15 protein-coding genes are annotated in these 15,554 nt (G+C 58.7%); 2 read left to right on the top strand and 13 right to left on the bottom strand.

Annotated elements, in window-relative coordinates; translation table 11 throughout:
* Positions 1-11: 11 nt before the first annotated feature.
* Together HPDFL43_RS04790 and HPDFL43_RS04785 are read left to right on the top strand one after the other, a co-directional pair.
* Positions 12-863 (top strand): dTDP-4-dehydrorhamnose reductase family protein, encoded by an 852-nt coding sequence (locus HPDFL43_RS04790; protein WP_040449647.1) that lies wholly within the window; start codon positions 12-14, stop codon positions 861-863.
* Between the two features lie 121 nt (positions 864-984).
* A complete protein-coding gene (locus HPDFL43_RS04785) occupies positions 985-2,019 on the top strand; it encodes a polysaccharide biosynthesis protein (protein WP_007196134.1) in 1,035 nt (344 codons plus the stop codon).
* 108 nt (positions 2,020-2,127) lie between these two features.
* On the opposite strand, the gene HPDFL43_RS04780 is transcribed toward HPDFL43_RS04785, so the two are convergent.
* The 13 genes from HPDFL43_RS04780 to hisF form a co-directional block, all read right to left on the bottom strand.
* On the bottom strand, positions 2,128-3,483 hold the full coding sequence (locus HPDFL43_RS04780) for a UDP-glucose dehydrogenase family protein (RefSeq protein WP_007196133.1): 1,356 nt from the start codon (positions 3,481-3,483) through the stop codon (positions 2,128-2,130).
* 165 nt (positions 3,484-3,648) lie between these two features.
* The gene (locus tag HPDFL43_RS04775; protein WP_040449643.1) at positions 3,649-4,881 is read right to left on the bottom strand and encodes a glycosyltransferase family 4 protein; all 1,233 of its coding nucleotides are present in this window, start codon (positions 4,879-4,881) and stop codon (positions 3,649-3,651) included.
* A 40-nt stretch (positions 4,882-4,921) separates the two neighbouring features.
* Positions 4,922-6,028: an N-acetyl sugar amidotransferase gene (locus HPDFL43_RS04770; RefSeq protein ID WP_084594572.1), complete on the bottom strand. Its 1,107-nt coding sequence runs from the start codon at positions 6,026-6,028 to the stop codon at positions 4,922-4,924.
* Complete coding sequence (locus tag HPDFL43_RS04765) at positions 6,025-7,284, bottom strand: hypothetical protein (protein WP_007196130.1); 1,260 nt, start codon at positions 7,282-7,284, stop codon at positions 6,025-6,027. The genes HPDFL43_RS04770 and HPDFL43_RS04765 overlap by 4 nt, the downstream gene beginning before the upstream one ends.
* Positions 7,284-8,039: an AglZ/HisF2 family acetamidino modification protein gene (locus HPDFL43_RS04760; RefSeq protein ID WP_007196129.1), complete on the bottom strand. Its 756-nt coding sequence runs from the start codon at positions 8,037-8,039 to the stop codon at positions 7,284-7,286. The genes HPDFL43_RS04765 and HPDFL43_RS04760 overlap by 1 nt, the downstream gene beginning before the upstream one ends.
* A gap of 7 nt (positions 8,040-8,046) precedes the next feature.
* A complete protein-coding gene (gene hisH, locus HPDFL43_RS04755; protein WP_007196128.1) occupies positions 8,047-8,670 on the bottom strand; it encodes an imidazole glycerol phosphate synthase subunit HisH in 624 nt (207 codons plus the stop codon).
* Positions 8,667-10,127 carry a hypothetical protein gene (locus HPDFL43_RS04750; RefSeq protein WP_007196127.1) on the bottom strand — a complete coding sequence of 487 codons (1,461 nt, stop codon included), beginning with the start codon at positions 10,125-10,127 and terminating at the stop codon, positions 8,667-8,669. The genes hisH (HPDFL43_RS04755) and HPDFL43_RS04750 overlap by 4 nt, the downstream gene beginning before the upstream one ends.
* On the bottom strand, positions 10,128-11,402 hold the full coding sequence (locus tag HPDFL43_RS04745) for a lipopolysaccharide biosynthesis protein (protein WP_007196126.1): 1,275 nt from the start codon (positions 11,400-11,402) through the stop codon (positions 10,128-10,130).
* Between the two features lies 1 nt (position 11,403).
* Positions 11,404-12,501 (bottom strand): DegT/DnrJ/EryC1/StrS family aminotransferase, encoded by a 1,098-nt coding sequence (locus HPDFL43_RS04740; protein WP_007196125.1) that lies wholly within the window; start codon positions 12,499-12,501, stop codon positions 11,404-11,406.
* On the bottom strand, positions 12,498-12,968 hold the full coding sequence (locus tag HPDFL43_RS04735) for an acyltransferase (RefSeq protein WP_007196124.1): 471 nt from the start codon (positions 12,966-12,968) through the stop codon (positions 12,498-12,500). Before HPDFL43_RS04735 ends, HPDFL43_RS04740 begins: the two co-directional genes overlap by 4 nt.
* Positions 12,969-12,972: 4 nt before the next feature.
* Complete coding sequence (locus HPDFL43_RS04730) at positions 12,973-14,028, bottom strand: Gfo/Idh/MocA family protein (protein WP_007196123.1); 1,056 nt, start codon at positions 14,026-14,028, stop codon at positions 12,973-12,975.
* Between the two features lie 96 nt (positions 14,029-14,124).
* Entirely contained in the window at positions 14,125-14,775 is a 651-nt protein-coding gene (hisH, locus tag HPDFL43_RS04725; protein ID WP_007196122.1) for an imidazole glycerol phosphate synthase subunit HisH, read from the bottom strand.
* Entirely contained in the window at positions 14,772-15,548 is a 777-nt protein-coding gene (gene hisF, locus HPDFL43_RS04720; RefSeq protein ID WP_007196121.1) for an imidazole glycerol phosphate synthase subunit HisF, read from the bottom strand. The genes hisH (HPDFL43_RS04725) and hisF overlap by 4 nt, the downstream gene beginning before the upstream one ends.
* Positions 15,549-15,554 lie beyond the last annotated feature (6 nt).

The raw sequence follows: 15,554 nt of genomic DNA, 5'->3' as shown, positions 1-15,554 counted from the left end.
TGGAGAGGGACATGCGAATACTTGTACTGGGCGGCGACGGCATGCTGGGACACCAGCTTCTCAAGCAATTGTCCCCGCGCCACCAGGTGGCGGTGACCTTGCGCCAGGACAAATCCAGCTACGACAGCTACGGGCTGTTTACCGAGGACAATTCGTTCTTCGGCATCGACGTTCGCAGCATCGACCGGGTCAGCGAAGTGATGGCGCAGTTTCAGCCCGATGCCGTGATAAACTGCGTCGGAATCATCAAGCAGCGGCCTTCCGCCAAGCAGTCGATCCTCAGCCTTGAAATCAATGCGCTGCTGCCGCACCGCTTGGCCGTGCTGTGCCGCGTTGCGGGCGCCCGACTGGTGCACATGAGCACGGATTGCGTTTTCTCTGGGCGCAAGGGGAATTACCTGGAATCCGACGTCTCGGATGCGGAAGATCTCTACGGGCGGTCGAAATTCCTCGGCGAGGTGGACGACGAAGGCTGCATCACGCTGCGCACCTCGATCATCGGCCATGAACTCAGCCGCAAATCCAGCCTGCTCGAATGGGTGCTGGCGCAGCGGGGAACCGTCAAGGGATTTCAGAATGCGATCTTTTCCGGGTTTACCACGATCGAGATGGCGCGGATCATCGAGACAGTTCTGACAAACAGGACCGAGGCGCATGGAATGTTTCAGGTGTCCAGCGAGCCCATCGACAAGCATGCCCTGCTTCTCCTGATCAAGCAGCACCTGCATCCTTCGATCAAGGTGGTTCCCGACACCGCCTTGAAGATCGACCGCAGCCTCGATTCAACCCGGTTTCGCGATTGCTTCGGCTACACACCTCCTTCATGGCCCGAGATGATCGCGGAACTGGCAAACGCCAGGTGACCTGAGGCTTTGCCGGGCTGCACCGAACCACATATCATGCTGCACGGGTTGACGGTTTTCCGTCGACCGGGCATCACACGGCCCAGACAAGTCCGACCAGTCAAATTCAAGGAAGTAACGGATGTTTGCAGACAAGGTGCTGTTGATTACCGGAGGAACCGGATCCTTCGGTCGCGCGACGGTCAAGCGCTTTCTTGACACGGACATCCGCGAAATCCGGATCCTGAGCCGGGACGAGAAGAAGCAGGATGACATGCGCAAGCATTTCAACCATCCCAAGCTCAGGTTCTACCTGGGCGACGTGCGCGATCTGGCAAGCGTCGAGCGCGCCATGCGCGGGGTCGACTACTGCTTTCACGCCGCCGCCCTGAAACAGGTCCCATCCTGCGAATTTCATCCGATGGAAGCCGTCCGGACCAATGTGATTGGCACCGAGAACGTGCTCGAAGCGGCCATTACCCACCGGTTGAAACGGGTGGTCTGCCTTTCCACCGACAAGGCGGTTTATCCGATCAATGCCATGGGCATTTCCAAGGCGATGATGGAGAAGGTCATGGTTGCCGCCTCCCGCAACCTGGATCCTGCACAGACTGTGATCTGCGGAACCCGCTACGGCAACGTCATGGCGTCACGCGGCTCTGTCATCCCGCTCTTCATCGAGCAGATCCGCGCCGGCAAGCCGATCACCATCACCAACCCCGACATGACCCGGTTCATGATGACGCTGGAAGAGGCGGTGGAGCTGGTGATCTATGCCTTCACTCATGGCCGCAACGGCGACATCTTCGTGCAGAAGGCTCCTGCAAGCACGGTTGCGGTGCTGGCGAGGGCGATCACCGGCCTGTTCAAGCAGCCCGACCATCCGATCAAGGAAATCGGGACGAGGCATGGCGAGAAAATCTTCGAAGTGCTGCTGAGCCGCGAGGAATTCGCCATCGCCGATGACCTGGGTGGTTACTACCGGATCCCTGCCGATGGCAGGGACCTGAACTACTCGATTTTCGTTGAAGAAGGCGAGGCGCGCCTCAACCAGCTGGAAGAGTACAATTCGCACAACACAACGCGTCTGAACGAAGCGGAACTGAGCGAGTTGCTCATGAAAGTCAGCTATGTGCAGCATGCGCTCAACGGAACGCAGGCGGACATGCTGGACTGAGGCTGCAGCGCTTCGACGTTGTTGTCACCGCCCAAAACAGGAAACACGCATGATCTGCATTGCGTCCTGGCCGACGACACGCGCGCACTCAATTCCGGGACTGGGTGATCACAGCGTTTCTGGCTGCATCCGGCTGGAGCGGCCGATACCAACGATCTCCAGCCCGTAGCCGGCGGCCATGGCGGGATCGAAGATGTTCCTGCCGTCGAAAATGACCGGCTGCTTCAATTTCGCGGCAATCTCCGCCATGTCGGGAGAACGGAAGCTCTTCCATTCCGTTACCAGCACCAGGGCATCGGCTCCCTCCAGCGCCTGTTCTTGAGACTGCGCCAGGAACAGATCGGGGCGATCGCCATAGGCTTCCTGGCAAGCCTTCATGGCCTTTGGATCATAGGCCCGGACGTGAGCCCCCGCGGCCCACAGCGCCTCCATCAGCGTGCGGGACGGCGCTTCGCGGATATCGTCGGTGTTGGGTTTGAAGGACAGGCCCCAGAGGGCAAATGTCCGCCCTCTCAGATCGCTTCCGAAACGGGCACGGATCTTGTCGAACAGCAGGGTTTTTTGGTGATTGTTGCGGTTGTTGACCGCCTCCATCACCATGGGATCGATGCCATGCTCCCGGGCTGTGCTGATCAGCGCCCTGACATCCTTAGGAAAGCAGGATCCGCCATACCCGACGCCGGGATAGATGAAGTGATAGCCGATCCGCGGGTCCGATCCGATGCCCAGCCGCACTTTCTCGATGTCGGCACCGATCTTGTCAGCCAGATGCGCCATCTCGTTCATGAAACTAATCTTGGCTGCAAGCATGCAGTTTGCGGCGTATTTCGTCAGTTCGGCGCTGCGAACATCCATCACGAGGATCTTGTCGTGATTGCGGTTGAACGGTCCATAGAGCTCGCGGAGCAACTGTTCGGAGCGACCGCCGGCGGTCTCCACCCCGAGAATGATCCTGTCAGGCTTCATGCAGTCCGCCACCGCAGCGCCTTCCTTGAGGAACTCCGGATTGGAGACAACATCGAATTCAAGACCGGTCAGACCCCGTTCCGCGAGCCGGGCCGTTACCGTGGCCTTGACCCGGTCGGCCGTGCCCACCGGCACAGTCGACTTGTTGATGATGATCTTCGGCTCCTGCATCAAGGTCCCGACCATTTCGCCGACCGAAAGCACGTGCCGGAGATCGGCTGAACCATCCTCTTCCGGCGGGGTTCCCACCGCAATGAAGATGATTGAGGCGGAAGCCACGCCGACTGCGGGATCGGTAGTGAAGGTCAGGCGCCCTGCGGCCTGGTTGTCGCGGACAAGGGCTTCCAGACCGGGCTCGTAGATCGGCACCTCGCCCCGCTTGAGACCGGCGATCTTCTCCACATCCACATCCACACAGGTAACATCTTGACCGACGTCAGACATCGTGGCCGCAAGGACCAATCCGACATACCCGGTTCCGAAAATCGCAATCTGCATGGGAAAAACTCTCTGCTCTTCGATGTTGGTCCGGTTGACGGACCGGTGACTTCGTAAACCGCGCTGACGCCACAAAGTCAAGCAGAGCGGCCCTGGCGAAGTCCCGGTCTCGAGACGACGGCCACTTGCCCCGGCTCGGGAAGCGCGCTGAGAAAACCGGTTTGGTTATACCTGCTTGATCTGACGCTCGTCGCCAGCAGCGGCAACGCACCTTTGAAACACGGCAAAAAGCTCTGCGGCATTGCGCTCGACGCTGAAATTCCGTTCGGCCAGCGCTTTGGCTTCCTGACCCATGGATTTCGTTTTCTCGCGGTCAGCAGCGCAGGCGAGGATTGCCCCCGCCAGACGCTCCGGCGCGTGGGGCGGGATTGCCAGCCCGGTTACTCCGTCAATGATGGTATCGTCCGTCGGATTGGTTACCGCCACGATGCTGGGAACTGCGGAAAACGCAGCCTCGAACACCGGGCGGCCGGGGGCGTTGAAGTGGGACGGAAAACACAGAACGTCGAAATGCCGGTAAGCCTGCGCGATATCGCTCATGAAACCCAGCATGTGAAAATCGTTTTCAAGACCATATTCGGCGATCTTTGCCTGGACTTGAGCCTTGATGTTCTGATTGAGCCCGAATGCATGAAGCAGGCGGGCCTTGAGTGACGTGGAGGGGCGGGCGTCATCGCCGACGATGACGTATTCAACATCGCCACCGCGCTGCTTGACGAGGCGGGCCGCCTCGACGAGATCGAGGATCCCCTTGACCTTCAGCAGATTGCCGACAAAGCCGAGACGCAGGGCGCCGGGCCGCAACTGCGCGATCCTGTCGGACAATGCCGGGTCGGGCACGCCCGCGGGCTTTGGCGTAAAGGCATTGTGGATAACCTCGACCGGCAAGTCATCCGGCAGGCTCTGGCGGACCGTCTCGTCGATTGCAATCACCGCATCGGCGTTGGCGCGCAAGACCCGGTTGACGAAGCGGCTGCGCAGCGCCTTGCGGTCGAGGCGAGCGACGGAACGGACATGGACCACTACCGGTACGCCATAGCGCCGTTTGGCAAGCCACATCGGCAAGAGCCCGGTAAATTCGTTGAGGTGAATAAGGTCGATATCGGGCCAGAGCCGCTTTGCTTCGCGTATGGCGGCAAATGTGGAAGGCAGGTTTGCAATTTCCCGCAGCAGCACCAACCACCGGAAGCCGCGATAGTGGCTGTACTGGGTGTTGTCGAACTGGCTCAGTCCGGACACAGCCATCACCTTTCCGAGCTTTTCAAAAAAACCTTCGACGGTCCCGCGCGGCGTCAGAAAATGCGCTTCAACGCCTTCGGGAAAGGCCCGGACAGCTTCGGCAAGACTGCGCGACGAGCCGCCAAATGCGCCGGTAACGTGGATGAATAGGACTTTCATGGAAGATGTGCCGCCCCGTCTGATCCGGTCGTCCGCCGGCTCAGCCGACATAGCGCCGCGTCGCATTGACCATCTTCTTGGCCGTTTCGAAGATCTTGTGGCTGGTCTTGTAATCCTCGAAGGTCCTGGTGGGCGCGGACATCATGGCGTCAAACTCCGCCTCGGAAAAACCAAGCTTCTTGATCGTGTATTCGCGGTCTTCCTCAAGCAGGTCTTCGGGGTAGACCGGCAGTTTCATCTGCTCCAGGGCCTCTTCCCGGGTCATCTGGCCTGAAAGAACAAGATTGGAGTAATGCGCCTTGCGCTTGTCGATGTCGAACTTCCGCGGCAGGATATAGGCTTGGTAGAAGCGGGTGTAGATGGACTCGTAGTGCTTGCCGCCATAATAGACCCAGTCGAGCTGGTTCTGCAGCACATCCATGGCCTCCGCCTTGTCGTAGTTGACATAGTTGAGGATGGAGACCATGCGAATGCGCCGTATGAAGACGAAATAGGCAAGCTTGATCAGCGAAAAATGCGGATAGGTGGACAATCGTGACGTGCCGAACCGCTTGTGAACATCCTTGACGTACCGCCAGTCGAAATATCCGTAGCCCCATTTCTCCGGCAAAATGGCTTCCGAGACCACATTTGTGCCGGTAATGACGTGCTTGAGCCCATGCTTCGCCGCCAGTTCGTAGAGCAGCGCGAAAATGGCATGGTCGGTCGGGACTTCGCCATCCGGCGTCGATGCCTTGAGGAAGGACGACTGCAGGTTCCTGAATTCCTCCCAGTTGAGAACATGGGTGTAGAGATCGATGCCCAGCGTGTTGAGCGTCTTCTCGATATTGGCGACGGCGAGCTCCGAGTTCCAGCCATTGTCCAGATGCACCGCGAGCGGGCGCAAACCGAGCTTCTTCACCAGCCAGGCGACATAGGTGCTGTCAACTCCGCCACTCACGCCGATGACGCAGTCATAGGGCTTTCCGTTGCCCACCGCCTTGATCTCGTCGATCAGCGCCTTGAGCCGCTCATCCCGCTCCTCGGCAGGGATCAGGCGGGTTCTGGATACCAGGTCATAACGATGGCAATGATTGCAGACACCTTCGGCATCGAACCTGATGTCGGGATCGGTCGTATCCATGATGCAACGTGTGCAGACTGTCATGCGGAATTACTCTCACGAATATGCGGGTCAGCAGCTCTCGCGGAGGTCATATCCTCTCTGACATTATCAGCAAAGGTTTTTCGCCCGTGAATCAGGAGCTGGAAGTAGAGCACGAAAAGGAAGCTCGACGGGTGCAGCACGCTGCCATAGTTCATGGCCAGGATCACAACACCGGGGAAGATGGCGCAGACCAGATAGTCGCCGGCTCTTGCATGCTGGTAGAGCCGGGCGACCATGAAGTAGATCAGAAAGAATGCGGGCCAGCCGTACGTGGCAAGAAGGCGGGTAACCAGGGCTTCCGAACCAGACAGAACCGGTTGGTTCGGCTCGGGAACGGGTACGGCCAGAGAGAAGAAATCGAAATTGCCAAGGCCCATCAGGTAGGGGCTGCTAAGGAAAAACTCGAAGTGCTTCTGCCATATCCACGGACGCGAAATCTGGTCGTAAACATCCTTTACGTCGAGCCCCGTCTTGCCGCGCAGCAACAGCCGGGAAACGATTTCATTGTCTTGAAAAAGCACAAGGAAATGGGGGGCGACCAGAATGGAGCCATGAATGAGCAGAACCAGAATCACTGGAACGAAGAACAAGATGCGCCAGTTCTCCCGAACCCTGGAGAACCAGACTGCCAAAGGCGCATAAATCGCACCGGCCAGCATGGCGGTCCTGACGAAGGAGAATATCAGGAAATAGAACCCCGCCATGTTTGACACCAGGCGGAGCCGAAAGCTCTCCCGGCTCTCGGCAACTGCAATCAACAGAAAAAGCGAGAACAATCCAGTCAACACGACGCTTGGGAAGAATGAGAGCCGCCAGATCGTGAAGTCGGAGGAGGTCATTCGCGGCAGGAACCCCCACGGATTGTTGTGCAGGACGAAGTAGCCCACACAGCCAGCGACAATCGATCCCGCAAACAGGACCATGTAGGCCCTGGTGCTCAGACGCACATCAAGCGCGCATACCCACAACAGCACCCAGACGAATAGAAAAAGCTGGATGACGGCACGGTAGTCTCCCATCGCAAGCTGCCAGCCGCCGGCAAGAAGCGCGAGAACCACGAGCGGCCAGCCGATGCCCATTGCAGCCGCCGCAATGCCTCTCCACCACAAGAGCGGCACGACCAGTGCCGGAAGCACGATGGCAAAATAGACCGGCGAGTAGGGTCTCACCGATGCGTCCTGCCCCACAAGCATCGACATCATTATCGAGAGGGCGATGAACCCGACATAGAAATTGCGTTTCAGATCAGCCATCATCAGAGCGCAGCCTCCAGTTGATCCCTTGGCGGATAGGTGATCAGCACAGCCCTGTGCGGCCCCTGAAAGACGAACATCGCACCAGCAGCCACAGCTGACGCGCCTGTCTGTTTTGCCGCCTTGAAATCCTCAAGGCTTCCGGCGCCACCCGATGCTATGACGGGAACGCTGACGGCGGCGCACACGGTCTCGACGAGATCGAGCTTGTAGCCGCTCATGGTTCCCTCCTGGTCTACCGAGGTGAGATAGATCTCGCCGGCGCCCAAAGCCTCGACCTGCCGGGCCCACTTGACCGGATCCTTCTCGCTCACCCGGGCTCCGCTCGCGGAGTAAACCTGAAAGCCGCCAAAGAGGGACTTTTTCACGTCGATCGACACAATGATTGCCTGGCTTCCGAATTCGGCGGCGGCAGCCCGCACCAGGTCCGGCGTGGCAAGTGCCGCATGATTGAGAACTACCTTTTCAACGCCAGCCTTCAGAATGGCACGGATGTTCTCAATCGTTCGAATCCCCCCGCCATAGGCGAGTGGCATGAAGCATTCCGCAGTGATGTTGCTGATCGTCTCGAATGCCGGCGGCCGCCCGTCACGTGAGGCAGAGATGTCGAGAATGATCAATTCATCGACTTCCTTGGTATTAAAGATCTTGATGGCGTTGATCGGGTCGCCGATGTAGACCGGCTTCGAAAACTTGGTGGTCTTTACCAGACCGCCCTGCTTGAGGAGCAATGTCGGAATAACCCGCGTGGTCAACATGGCAGCTCTAGGCCCTCGAAGCGAAATTGTTGAGAAACCACATACCATAGCGGTGGCTCTTTTCCGGGTGAAATTGCGCACCACGTATGTGGCCTTTTTCAATGGCAGAGGTGAAATGAAACCCAGCATACTCCGTCTCGAGCAGGACGTCTGCCGGATTGGCGCAAACCACATGGTACGAATTGGCGAAATAGAAACGCAAGCGCTCCGGCGGCTCGGAAAGAACCGGTGACGGCTTCACCCCGCGGGCCTCGTTCCATCCCATGTGCGGTACGCGCATGCCCGGATGGTCCTGACTGCGAAACTGAATTGCCCGCGCATCTATCCAGCCAAGACCTGCCTCGCTTCCCTCTTCGCTGGCAAGGCCCATCATCTGCATGCCGAGACACACGCCCATGATCGGAACCCGCTCTTCGAGAACCTTGAAATTGAGCGCATCAACCATGCCGCTGGCCTTCAGCGTGCGCATTCCGGCGTCAAACGCTCCGACGCCCGGCAGGATGATCTTCTCGGCCGCCATCACCTCCTCGGCCGTTGTCGCAAAACGCGACGCGACCCCCAGTTTCTTCAGCATATTCTTCATCGAGCCAAGATTACTGGTGCCGTAGTCGATGATGGTAATGGGTGTCATGCCGCAACCGTGTCCTTGTCCGACGTCCCCGGTGCCACGGACATGCTGGCAAGAACAGCTTCGACGCGCCCGGGGAAATCACGCTCGAAGAAGTACCGGCTAGTTTCATCGGGCACAACTCCGAAGGAACGAGCCCGAACCAGCCCAGCGAGATCAGCCGGCGTCTCGATCAGGTGTACGCCCGAAACATCGAGAAGATCTGCCACCGATTCATGGGTCTCCAAGGCGAGAATGCCGGTTGGTGTTCCAATGCCCAGCGCATCGTAGTGACATGTCGACGAGATGCTGATGTGGAAATCGGACCGGGCTATGAAGGTATGCGTGCTGTTGGCGGACGCTCCCGAATCGATCACGACCCTTGGATCGGCGCCAAATCGTTGCTCATAGAAATCCTGGTCATGATCATAGGCCGGGTGCAGCTTGATCACCAACTCGAACTGTTCGTCGCAGAGGCGGAGAAACTCGGCGATGAAGTCCCCCAACGCCCTGCGGGCAATGCCCTGGGTGCTCAAAGTGATGCGCGGGATGGCGCCGGGTTTGTATTGCGAAGCGCGAACAGCCCTTGCCCTTTCGAGGAAAGGCGCTCCAACCGGATGCACCCGGTTGTTCATGTAGAGCCAAGAATCATGCAGGACGTCGGCAGAAAACTTGCCATAGACGGCGAATGATGACGGCATGAGCAATCCGCTTGCCTCATCTTCCGGCAGATCCGGCGGCAGGGCATTGGGATGGACGTGGGTAAAAACGCCATGCTGCATTTCGATGTAGGGGACACCAAAATGCTGTGCCGCGCTCATCAGGCCGAACTGACCATTGTCGGGACAGAGCACGGCCTTCGGACGGACGCGCCAGAGCACAAGGCGGTAAAGCATGACGCGCCACCAGAACACATTGTACACCCGGCGGATCCGCGCCGGTGTGTAGTCCTCAAAGCTCAGTTCGCTGGTGATTGCCCGCGAAATCGCCTCAAAGGCAGGATTGCTCACCACCACCGGGAACACGCGTCCCAGAATGGCGCTCAACGCGATCACCGACGTATCATCGAAAACCGGCGGCGTGGAAGCCTTGGCTATTCGTTGCTCATACCCGGCAGCATCACAGGACGAGACCTTTATCATGTCCGGTATGACCGACTTCAGGTCGTCAAAATAGATGTCCTCAAAACCTTCCGAGGTCTCACGGCGATAGGCCGAATCGAAAGTCTTGCAGAAATAGGACGAGCGCGGCAGCCGGAAAAACTGAACAAGACCACGCAAGAGACTGCCAACTAGCCTGCGCCGTCCCGCTGGCGCGCGCTCGAGGCCCAGCCCCTGGATCCTGACCGAAATCTCAAACCGGATGAGTTGCCAGACCGCGGAACCGTTTACCCGCTCCGCGAACACGCCGGTCCGGCGTTCGAAGTCCCTGACAAACGTCGAGACTTCGGCTTCCGTCATTTTCTGCTGTGATTCATTCATCTATGACTCGCGTTTATGCACTTCAAGAACTGCTCTCCAGGGCAGCGGCCTGAGGCGCTGGGAGAGGATAAACGCGGAAATGAACAGGAAAATCTGTGCAACCAGATAGGCCTGAGCCGCTCCCACCAGGCCGACTACTTGTAGCAGCACAAATGACAAACCCGCGTTGATGAGTCCACAGGAAATGGTGATGGCGGAAAGAGAAAGCGTCTTGTTCCTGTAGAAAATAATGTTGGAGACAAAGAAATACATCCCGCCGAACGCCTGTCCAAGCGCAATCAGCCAAATCAGGGAAGCCGATTCGGCAAATGCGGGACCGACCAGCACGGGGAGAACCCAGGGGGCAGCCGCTCCGACGGCAAGGGCAACCCCGAAGAGACCGAGGAAATACAGCAAGCCGTACCGGACAATACGAACGTCGACACTGCGGTCATTTCGTTTGAGCGCCTCGAGCTGCCACGGTGAAATGGCCCTGTTGCACGCATCTGCCAGCAGATAGATGCCGAGACCAATCTGCACCGCGACCATGTAAATCCCGGTTTCGGCCACCCCCAGAAGGTTGGCAATCAATACGCGGTCGACCGTTGCAAGCAACATTCCCCCCAAAACATGCGGGATGAGTGGCAGTCCAAACTTCAGCGCATTGAGAATGTAGGACCTGCTCGGGACCAGCTTGAAGTAGCCCCCGGCCATCAGCGAAACGGCAGCGGCAAAGCCCAGGAGCAGGATGCCAGCGGACATTCCGATCAGCCGGCCTTCCCAGGCCAGCGCAAACGCCAGCACGAGCACCATCGAGACCGTTGCGTCCACCACGGCCTGCCCGACCCGGAAGACGGCAAAATAGCCCGCGTTCTTGGCAGACTGGAAAATGGCGAGACGGATGAGAAGCACGAACTGCACGGCCGATACACCCACGGCAATCATCAGCCATTTGCGCGGCAGCTTGGTCAATTGTTCAAGCGGTTCATGGAACACCGCCACCAGGGCAAGCAGGGTCACGCTGGTCACGGCAAGAATGATGAAGCTGTTTCCGACATAGCGGGGGAAGTCGTACTCGGCCCGGTCGAAATACCGCATGCCGACGGCACCGTGGACGGAAAGCCCGGTCAAGGATCCGAACGCGGTAATGACGATCGAGAACATGGCAACAATGCCATAATCGGCCGGCGTCAGGACCCTGGTCAGAACAGGCAGGAGAAGCAGCGGCATCGCCGCTGCGAGCGCATTGGTGGCCGTAAACAGGAAAACCGATCGCAGGATCCTTGCATTCAGCATATCAGCTAAAGAAGGATTTCAGGGCCTTGCTGACGGTTACAACGTCGGCCTGGCTCATGTGCTCGCCGATAGGCAGGCTGAGAAGAGTGCCGGCTGCCTTGTTGACAAACAGGTCTTCGCCACCCTGGTTCAGATAGTCATAGGCGCGCAACTGGGTCAGTGCGACAGGGTAATGAATGCCCGTTTCGATCCCCTGATCCGCCAACCAGCGCTTGAGTTCGTCGCGACGATCGGTGCGAATGACAAACAGATGATAGACCTGCCTGGCCCAATTGGCGCGGCGTGGAAGCGCTATCCCCTCGATGCCGGCCAGTTCCGTCATGTAGAGTTCCGCAATGGCAATGCGGCGCTGCGTCCAGTCATTCAGGTGCGGCAGCTTGGCTGACAGCACCGCAGCCTGGATCCCGTCCAGCCGGGAGTTTCGTCCCTCAAAGTCATGATCATATTTAGCAATGCGGCCATGGTTGGCGATTTTGCGGGCCTTTTCGGCAAGGTCCGCATCGTTGGTGACAATCGCTCCGGCATCACCATAGGCACCGAGATTCTTGCCCGGGTAGAAGCTGAAGGTTGCGATATCGCCGATCGTACCGACTGTCTTGCCATGGCTGGTCGCACCATGGGCCTGGGCGCAATCCTCGATGATCTTCAGATCATGTTCGTCGGCCAGCGCCTTGAGCTCGGCCATATCACAGGGGTGGCCGTACAGATGCACCGCCATGATGGCCGATGTCCGGGACGTCAGCTTTGCCCGCACGGTGTCCGCCGTGAGGGTGTAATGCCCCGGATCCACGTCGGCAAAAACCACTTTCAGACCGGTGCGGGTCACCGCCTCGGAACTGGCTATGAAACTGTTGCCCGGCACGATCACCTCGGAACCCGGCGGGAGATCAAGCGCTTCAAGCGCAATCTCGATCGCATCGGTTCCGTTGCCAACCCCGATGCACCAGTCCGCTCCAAGCCACGAGGCGAATTCTTCCTCGAACTTCTTCGCGTAGGGACCGCTCACAAAGGCCGTATCGGCGATGACGGCGGCAATGGCCGCATCGATTTCAGGCTGAATGGATTGATACTGCGACTTGAGGTCGAGGAACTTGATCATGGCAGGTTTCTGAGTTTGCGGCAGGGATTTCCGGCATAGATCCCCGGCTCTGTAATGTCGCGTGTGACAACGCTTCCAGCCCCTATCACAGCACCATCACAAATGCGAACGGGAAGTATGGTGGCATTGCTGCCGATGGAGACGTTGTTGCCGATCACGGTGCTGCGCCATTTTGTCTTGTCACCGCGGGCGGGGCCACCCCCTTCAAACAGGTCGTTGATAAAGACGACCCCGTGGGCAATGACGCTGTCCGCTCCGATGTCGACGAATTCACAGATGAAGCTGTGGGACTGTATCCGTGTTCGCGGGCCGATGCTGACATCGCGCTGTATCTCGACGAACGGGCCAATGAAAACATCATCGCCGATGGAGCAGCCATACAGGTTGACCGGCGCAATGACGGTCACGCCCTCGCCGAAAGTCACGTCGGCGGCTATGCCGCTGCTTCGGATGACGGGGGCCGCCAAGACCCTACCGCCCAAGCCTGGAATGAACCGGCTTGACCGGCAGAAAGATCTCCTTGCCGGTTTCAACGGATTCATAGATCGCGTTGATGAGCTGGATGCTCTTGCGTCCTTCGCGTCCATCGACGGTCTGGGACGCGCCGTTGGCAAGGCAATCGACGACGTGCTCGTAATACATCTGGTGGCCGAAACCGTAGACGTTCGGCGGGTTCACCGAGTACTTCTCCATGAAGCCGTCTTCTTCCTGACGGCCATCGGCAAAGTTCCATGTCTTGAGCTTGTTGACGGCAAAGCCGCCAACCTCGACGGTGCCGGTGGCACCAAGCAGCGAAATCGAACCTTCCAGATCTTTCGGGCGCGCGGCGGTGGTCGCCTCGATCAGCCCAAGCGCGCCATTCTTGAACTTCAGCAGGACAACGGCCGTATCTTCGGCCTCGATGTCGACCAGCGCCGTGATGCTCTTGGCGAAGACGCTCTCGACCTCCCCCATCATCCATTCGAGAAGATCAACGTGATGGCTCGCCTGGTTGGTCAAGACGCCACCGTCCATGGCCCAGGTTCCCCGCCAGGCATCCTGATCATAGTAGGACTGATCGCGGCACCAGCGAACCCGTATCGTTCCCATGATCAGGTTGCCGAAACGGCCTTCGTCAAGAGCCTCGCGCAGTTTGACAACCGGAACGTTGAAACGGTTCTGCTTGACCACGAAAAGGCGCGAGCCCGAGGCCTCGCAGGCCGAGATCATCGCATCGGCATCTTCGAGCGTCAGTGCCATCGGCTTTTCTACGACGATCGCCTTGCCATACTTCGCAAGTTCGATGACATGCCTGGCGTGATTGCCGCTCTCGGTGAGAACAACAACAACGTCGATCTCGCTGCCCGACATCATTTCGTGCATATCGGTGAACGCGGGAACATCGAACTGCCGGCCAATTGCCGCAGCCTTGGCTTCCACGATGTCACAAACGGCAACAAGACGTGCGCCATCGATCTGATTGTGACCGAGAAGTTCGGAATGTCGTTTTGCGATCCGGCCGCAACCCACGAGGGCGAAGTTAAGCATTGTGCGCCATCCAGCCTGTTTTGGTCCAAGTTCAGAGCTTTATCACATTCCGCTGTGACGGAGACGGTTGCCACAGGCGCGCAATGGATGAAGGGCTCAGAGGTTTATGAAGCGCTCCAGAAAGCCCAGACCCGCCGGCCCGCTGCGTTCGGGATGGAACTGCACACCCATCAGGTTGTCACGCCGGACAGCCGCTGTGATGGCGTTGCCGCCGTAGTCGACAACCGCGAGGCGGTGTGCCGGGTCAGAGGGAGTGCAGTGAAATGAATGCACGAAGTAGAAGGAATCGTGTTCACCGCCATTGGCCAGCGGCGTGGCGTTCCAGCCATCCTCGGAAACCTGCTCGGCGGGGCGCACCTCTCCCCAGCTGATATGCGGGACACGCAGCGTTGAGCCATCCGTCGCCGTGCCGGGTATGCGGTCCACAATCCCGGGAATAAATCCCAATCCGGTATTCTCGCCGAACTCGGTGGACTGGTCCATCAGCAGCTGCATGCCAATGCAGATTCCAAGGAACGGACGTTCGGTTTCGACAAAGCGGCGAAGCGTTTCATCCAGACCCAGGTCGCGGAGCGCTGCAATTGCCCTTCCGAATGCGCCGACACCGGGCAGGATGACCTTGTCAGCCGACAGAATATCGGAGGCGCTCCGGGTCAGGTTCGGTTCACAACCGGCTTGCTTGAGGGCGTTGCAAACGGAAAACACATTGCCGATGCCATAATCGACCACAACGATGGATTTGCTCATACCTGCACCATTTCCGACTTGTGCGCCCGCACCGGTATCGACGCCTTGGCAAGATCCTCGCGCAGAGCCCCGAAGGTTACCGCATCGGTGTGCAACGCCTTGGCGAGGGAAACCGCAGTCGCACCCGCTCCCACGGCCTGGGCAACATGCGCACTGCCTGCGGCACCGCCCGAGGCGATGACCGGAATATCAACTTCGCGGGTCACGGCAGCGATCAGATCGAGATCCATGCCTTTCATGGTGCCGTCACGATCAATGGAGGTGATGAAAATTTCGCCCGCACCGAGGCGCGCGCCTTCCACGGCCCATGCAATCACGTCACGCTCGGTGTGATTGCGGCCGTTGTCGGTCATCGCCTCCCACCCGCCTTGCGGCAAGCGCTTGGCTTCGATCGAGAGTACCGTCGCCTGGGACCCGTAGGTGTCGGAGATCTCACGCAGGATATCAGGCCGCTTGGTTGCGGCGGTGTTGATCGCCACCTTGTCGGCACCGACGTCAAGCAGTTGCTTGACGGACTTGAGGTCCCCGATCCCGCCACCGACGGTGATCGGCACAAACGCCTCCTGAGCCACCTCCCGAACAATGTCGGAGAGATTGTTGCGCTCATAGAGACTGGCGACCACATCCATGTACAGCAGTTCGTCGGCACCCTGCTGGTAGTACAGCTTTGCACGCTCGGCAGGGTTGCCCATTTTCCGCCAGCCTTCCATCTGAACACCCTTGATCAGGTGCTGGAGCTTGACGTCAAGACGGGCAATAAGACGGATGTTCATGGTAGA

The organism is Hoeflea phototrophica DFL-43, from assembly GCF_000154705.2.
Lineage (GTDB): Bacteria > Pseudomonadota > Alphaproteobacteria > Rhizobiales > Rhizobiaceae > Hoeflea > Hoeflea phototrophica.
The sequence above is the reverse complement of the archived record's forward strand: the minus strand, read 5'-3'. Positions and strand labels throughout refer to the sequence as shown.

Excerpts from the sequence above, each read along its gene's own strand:
- HPDFL43_RS04790 (WP_040449647.1), top strand. The coding sequence starts at position 12 with ATGCGAATACTTGTACTGGGCGGCGACGGCATGCTGGGACACCAGCTT.
- HPDFL43_RS04785 (WP_007196134.1), top strand. The coding sequence starts at position 985 with ATGTTTGCAGACAAGGTGCTGTTGATTACCGGAGGAACCGGATCCTTC.
- HPDFL43_RS04780 (WP_007196133.1), bottom strand. The coding sequence starts at position 3,483 with ATGCAGATTGCGATTTTCGGAACCGGGTATGTCGGATTGGTCCTTGCG.
- HPDFL43_RS04775 (WP_040449643.1), bottom strand. The coding sequence starts at position 4,881 with ATGAAAGTCCTATTCATCCACGTTACCGGCGCATTTGGCGGCTCGTCG.
- HPDFL43_RS04770 (WP_084594572.1), bottom strand. The coding sequence starts at position 6,028 with ATGACAGTCTGCACACGTTGCATCATGGATACGACCGATCCCGACATC.
- HPDFL43_RS04765 (WP_007196130.1), bottom strand. The coding sequence starts at position 7,284 with ATGATGGCTGATCTGAAACGCAATTTCTATGTCGGGTTCATCGCCCTC.
- HPDFL43_RS04760 (WP_007196129.1), bottom strand. The coding sequence starts at position 8,039 with ATGTTGACCACGCGGGTTATTCCGACATTGCTCCTCAAGCAGGGCGGT.
- hisH (WP_007196128.1), bottom strand. The coding sequence starts at position 8,670 with ATGACACCCATTACCATCATCGACTACGGCACCAGTAATCTTGGCTCG.
- HPDFL43_RS04750 (WP_007196127.1), bottom strand. The coding sequence starts at position 10,127 with ATGAATGAATCACAGCAGAAAATGACGGAAGCCGAAGTCTCGACGTTT.
- HPDFL43_RS04745 (WP_007196126.1), bottom strand. The coding sequence starts at position 11,402 with ATGCTGAATGCAAGGATCCTGCGATCGGTTTTCCTGTTTACGGCCACC.
- HPDFL43_RS04740 (WP_007196125.1), bottom strand. The coding sequence starts at position 12,501 with ATGATCAAGTTCCTCGACCTCAAGTCGCAGTATCAATCCATTCAGCCT.
- HPDFL43_RS04730 (WP_007196123.1), bottom strand. The coding sequence starts at position 14,028 with ATGCTTAACTTCGCCCTCGTGGGTTGCGGCCGGATCGCAAAACGACAT.
- hisH (WP_007196122.1), bottom strand. The coding sequence starts at position 14,775 with ATGAGCAAATCCATCGTTGTGGTCGATTATGGCATCGGCAATGTGTTT.
- hisF (WP_007196121.1), bottom strand. The coding sequence starts at position 15,548 with ATGAACATCCGTCTTATTGCCCGTCTTGACGTCAAGCTCCAGCACCTG.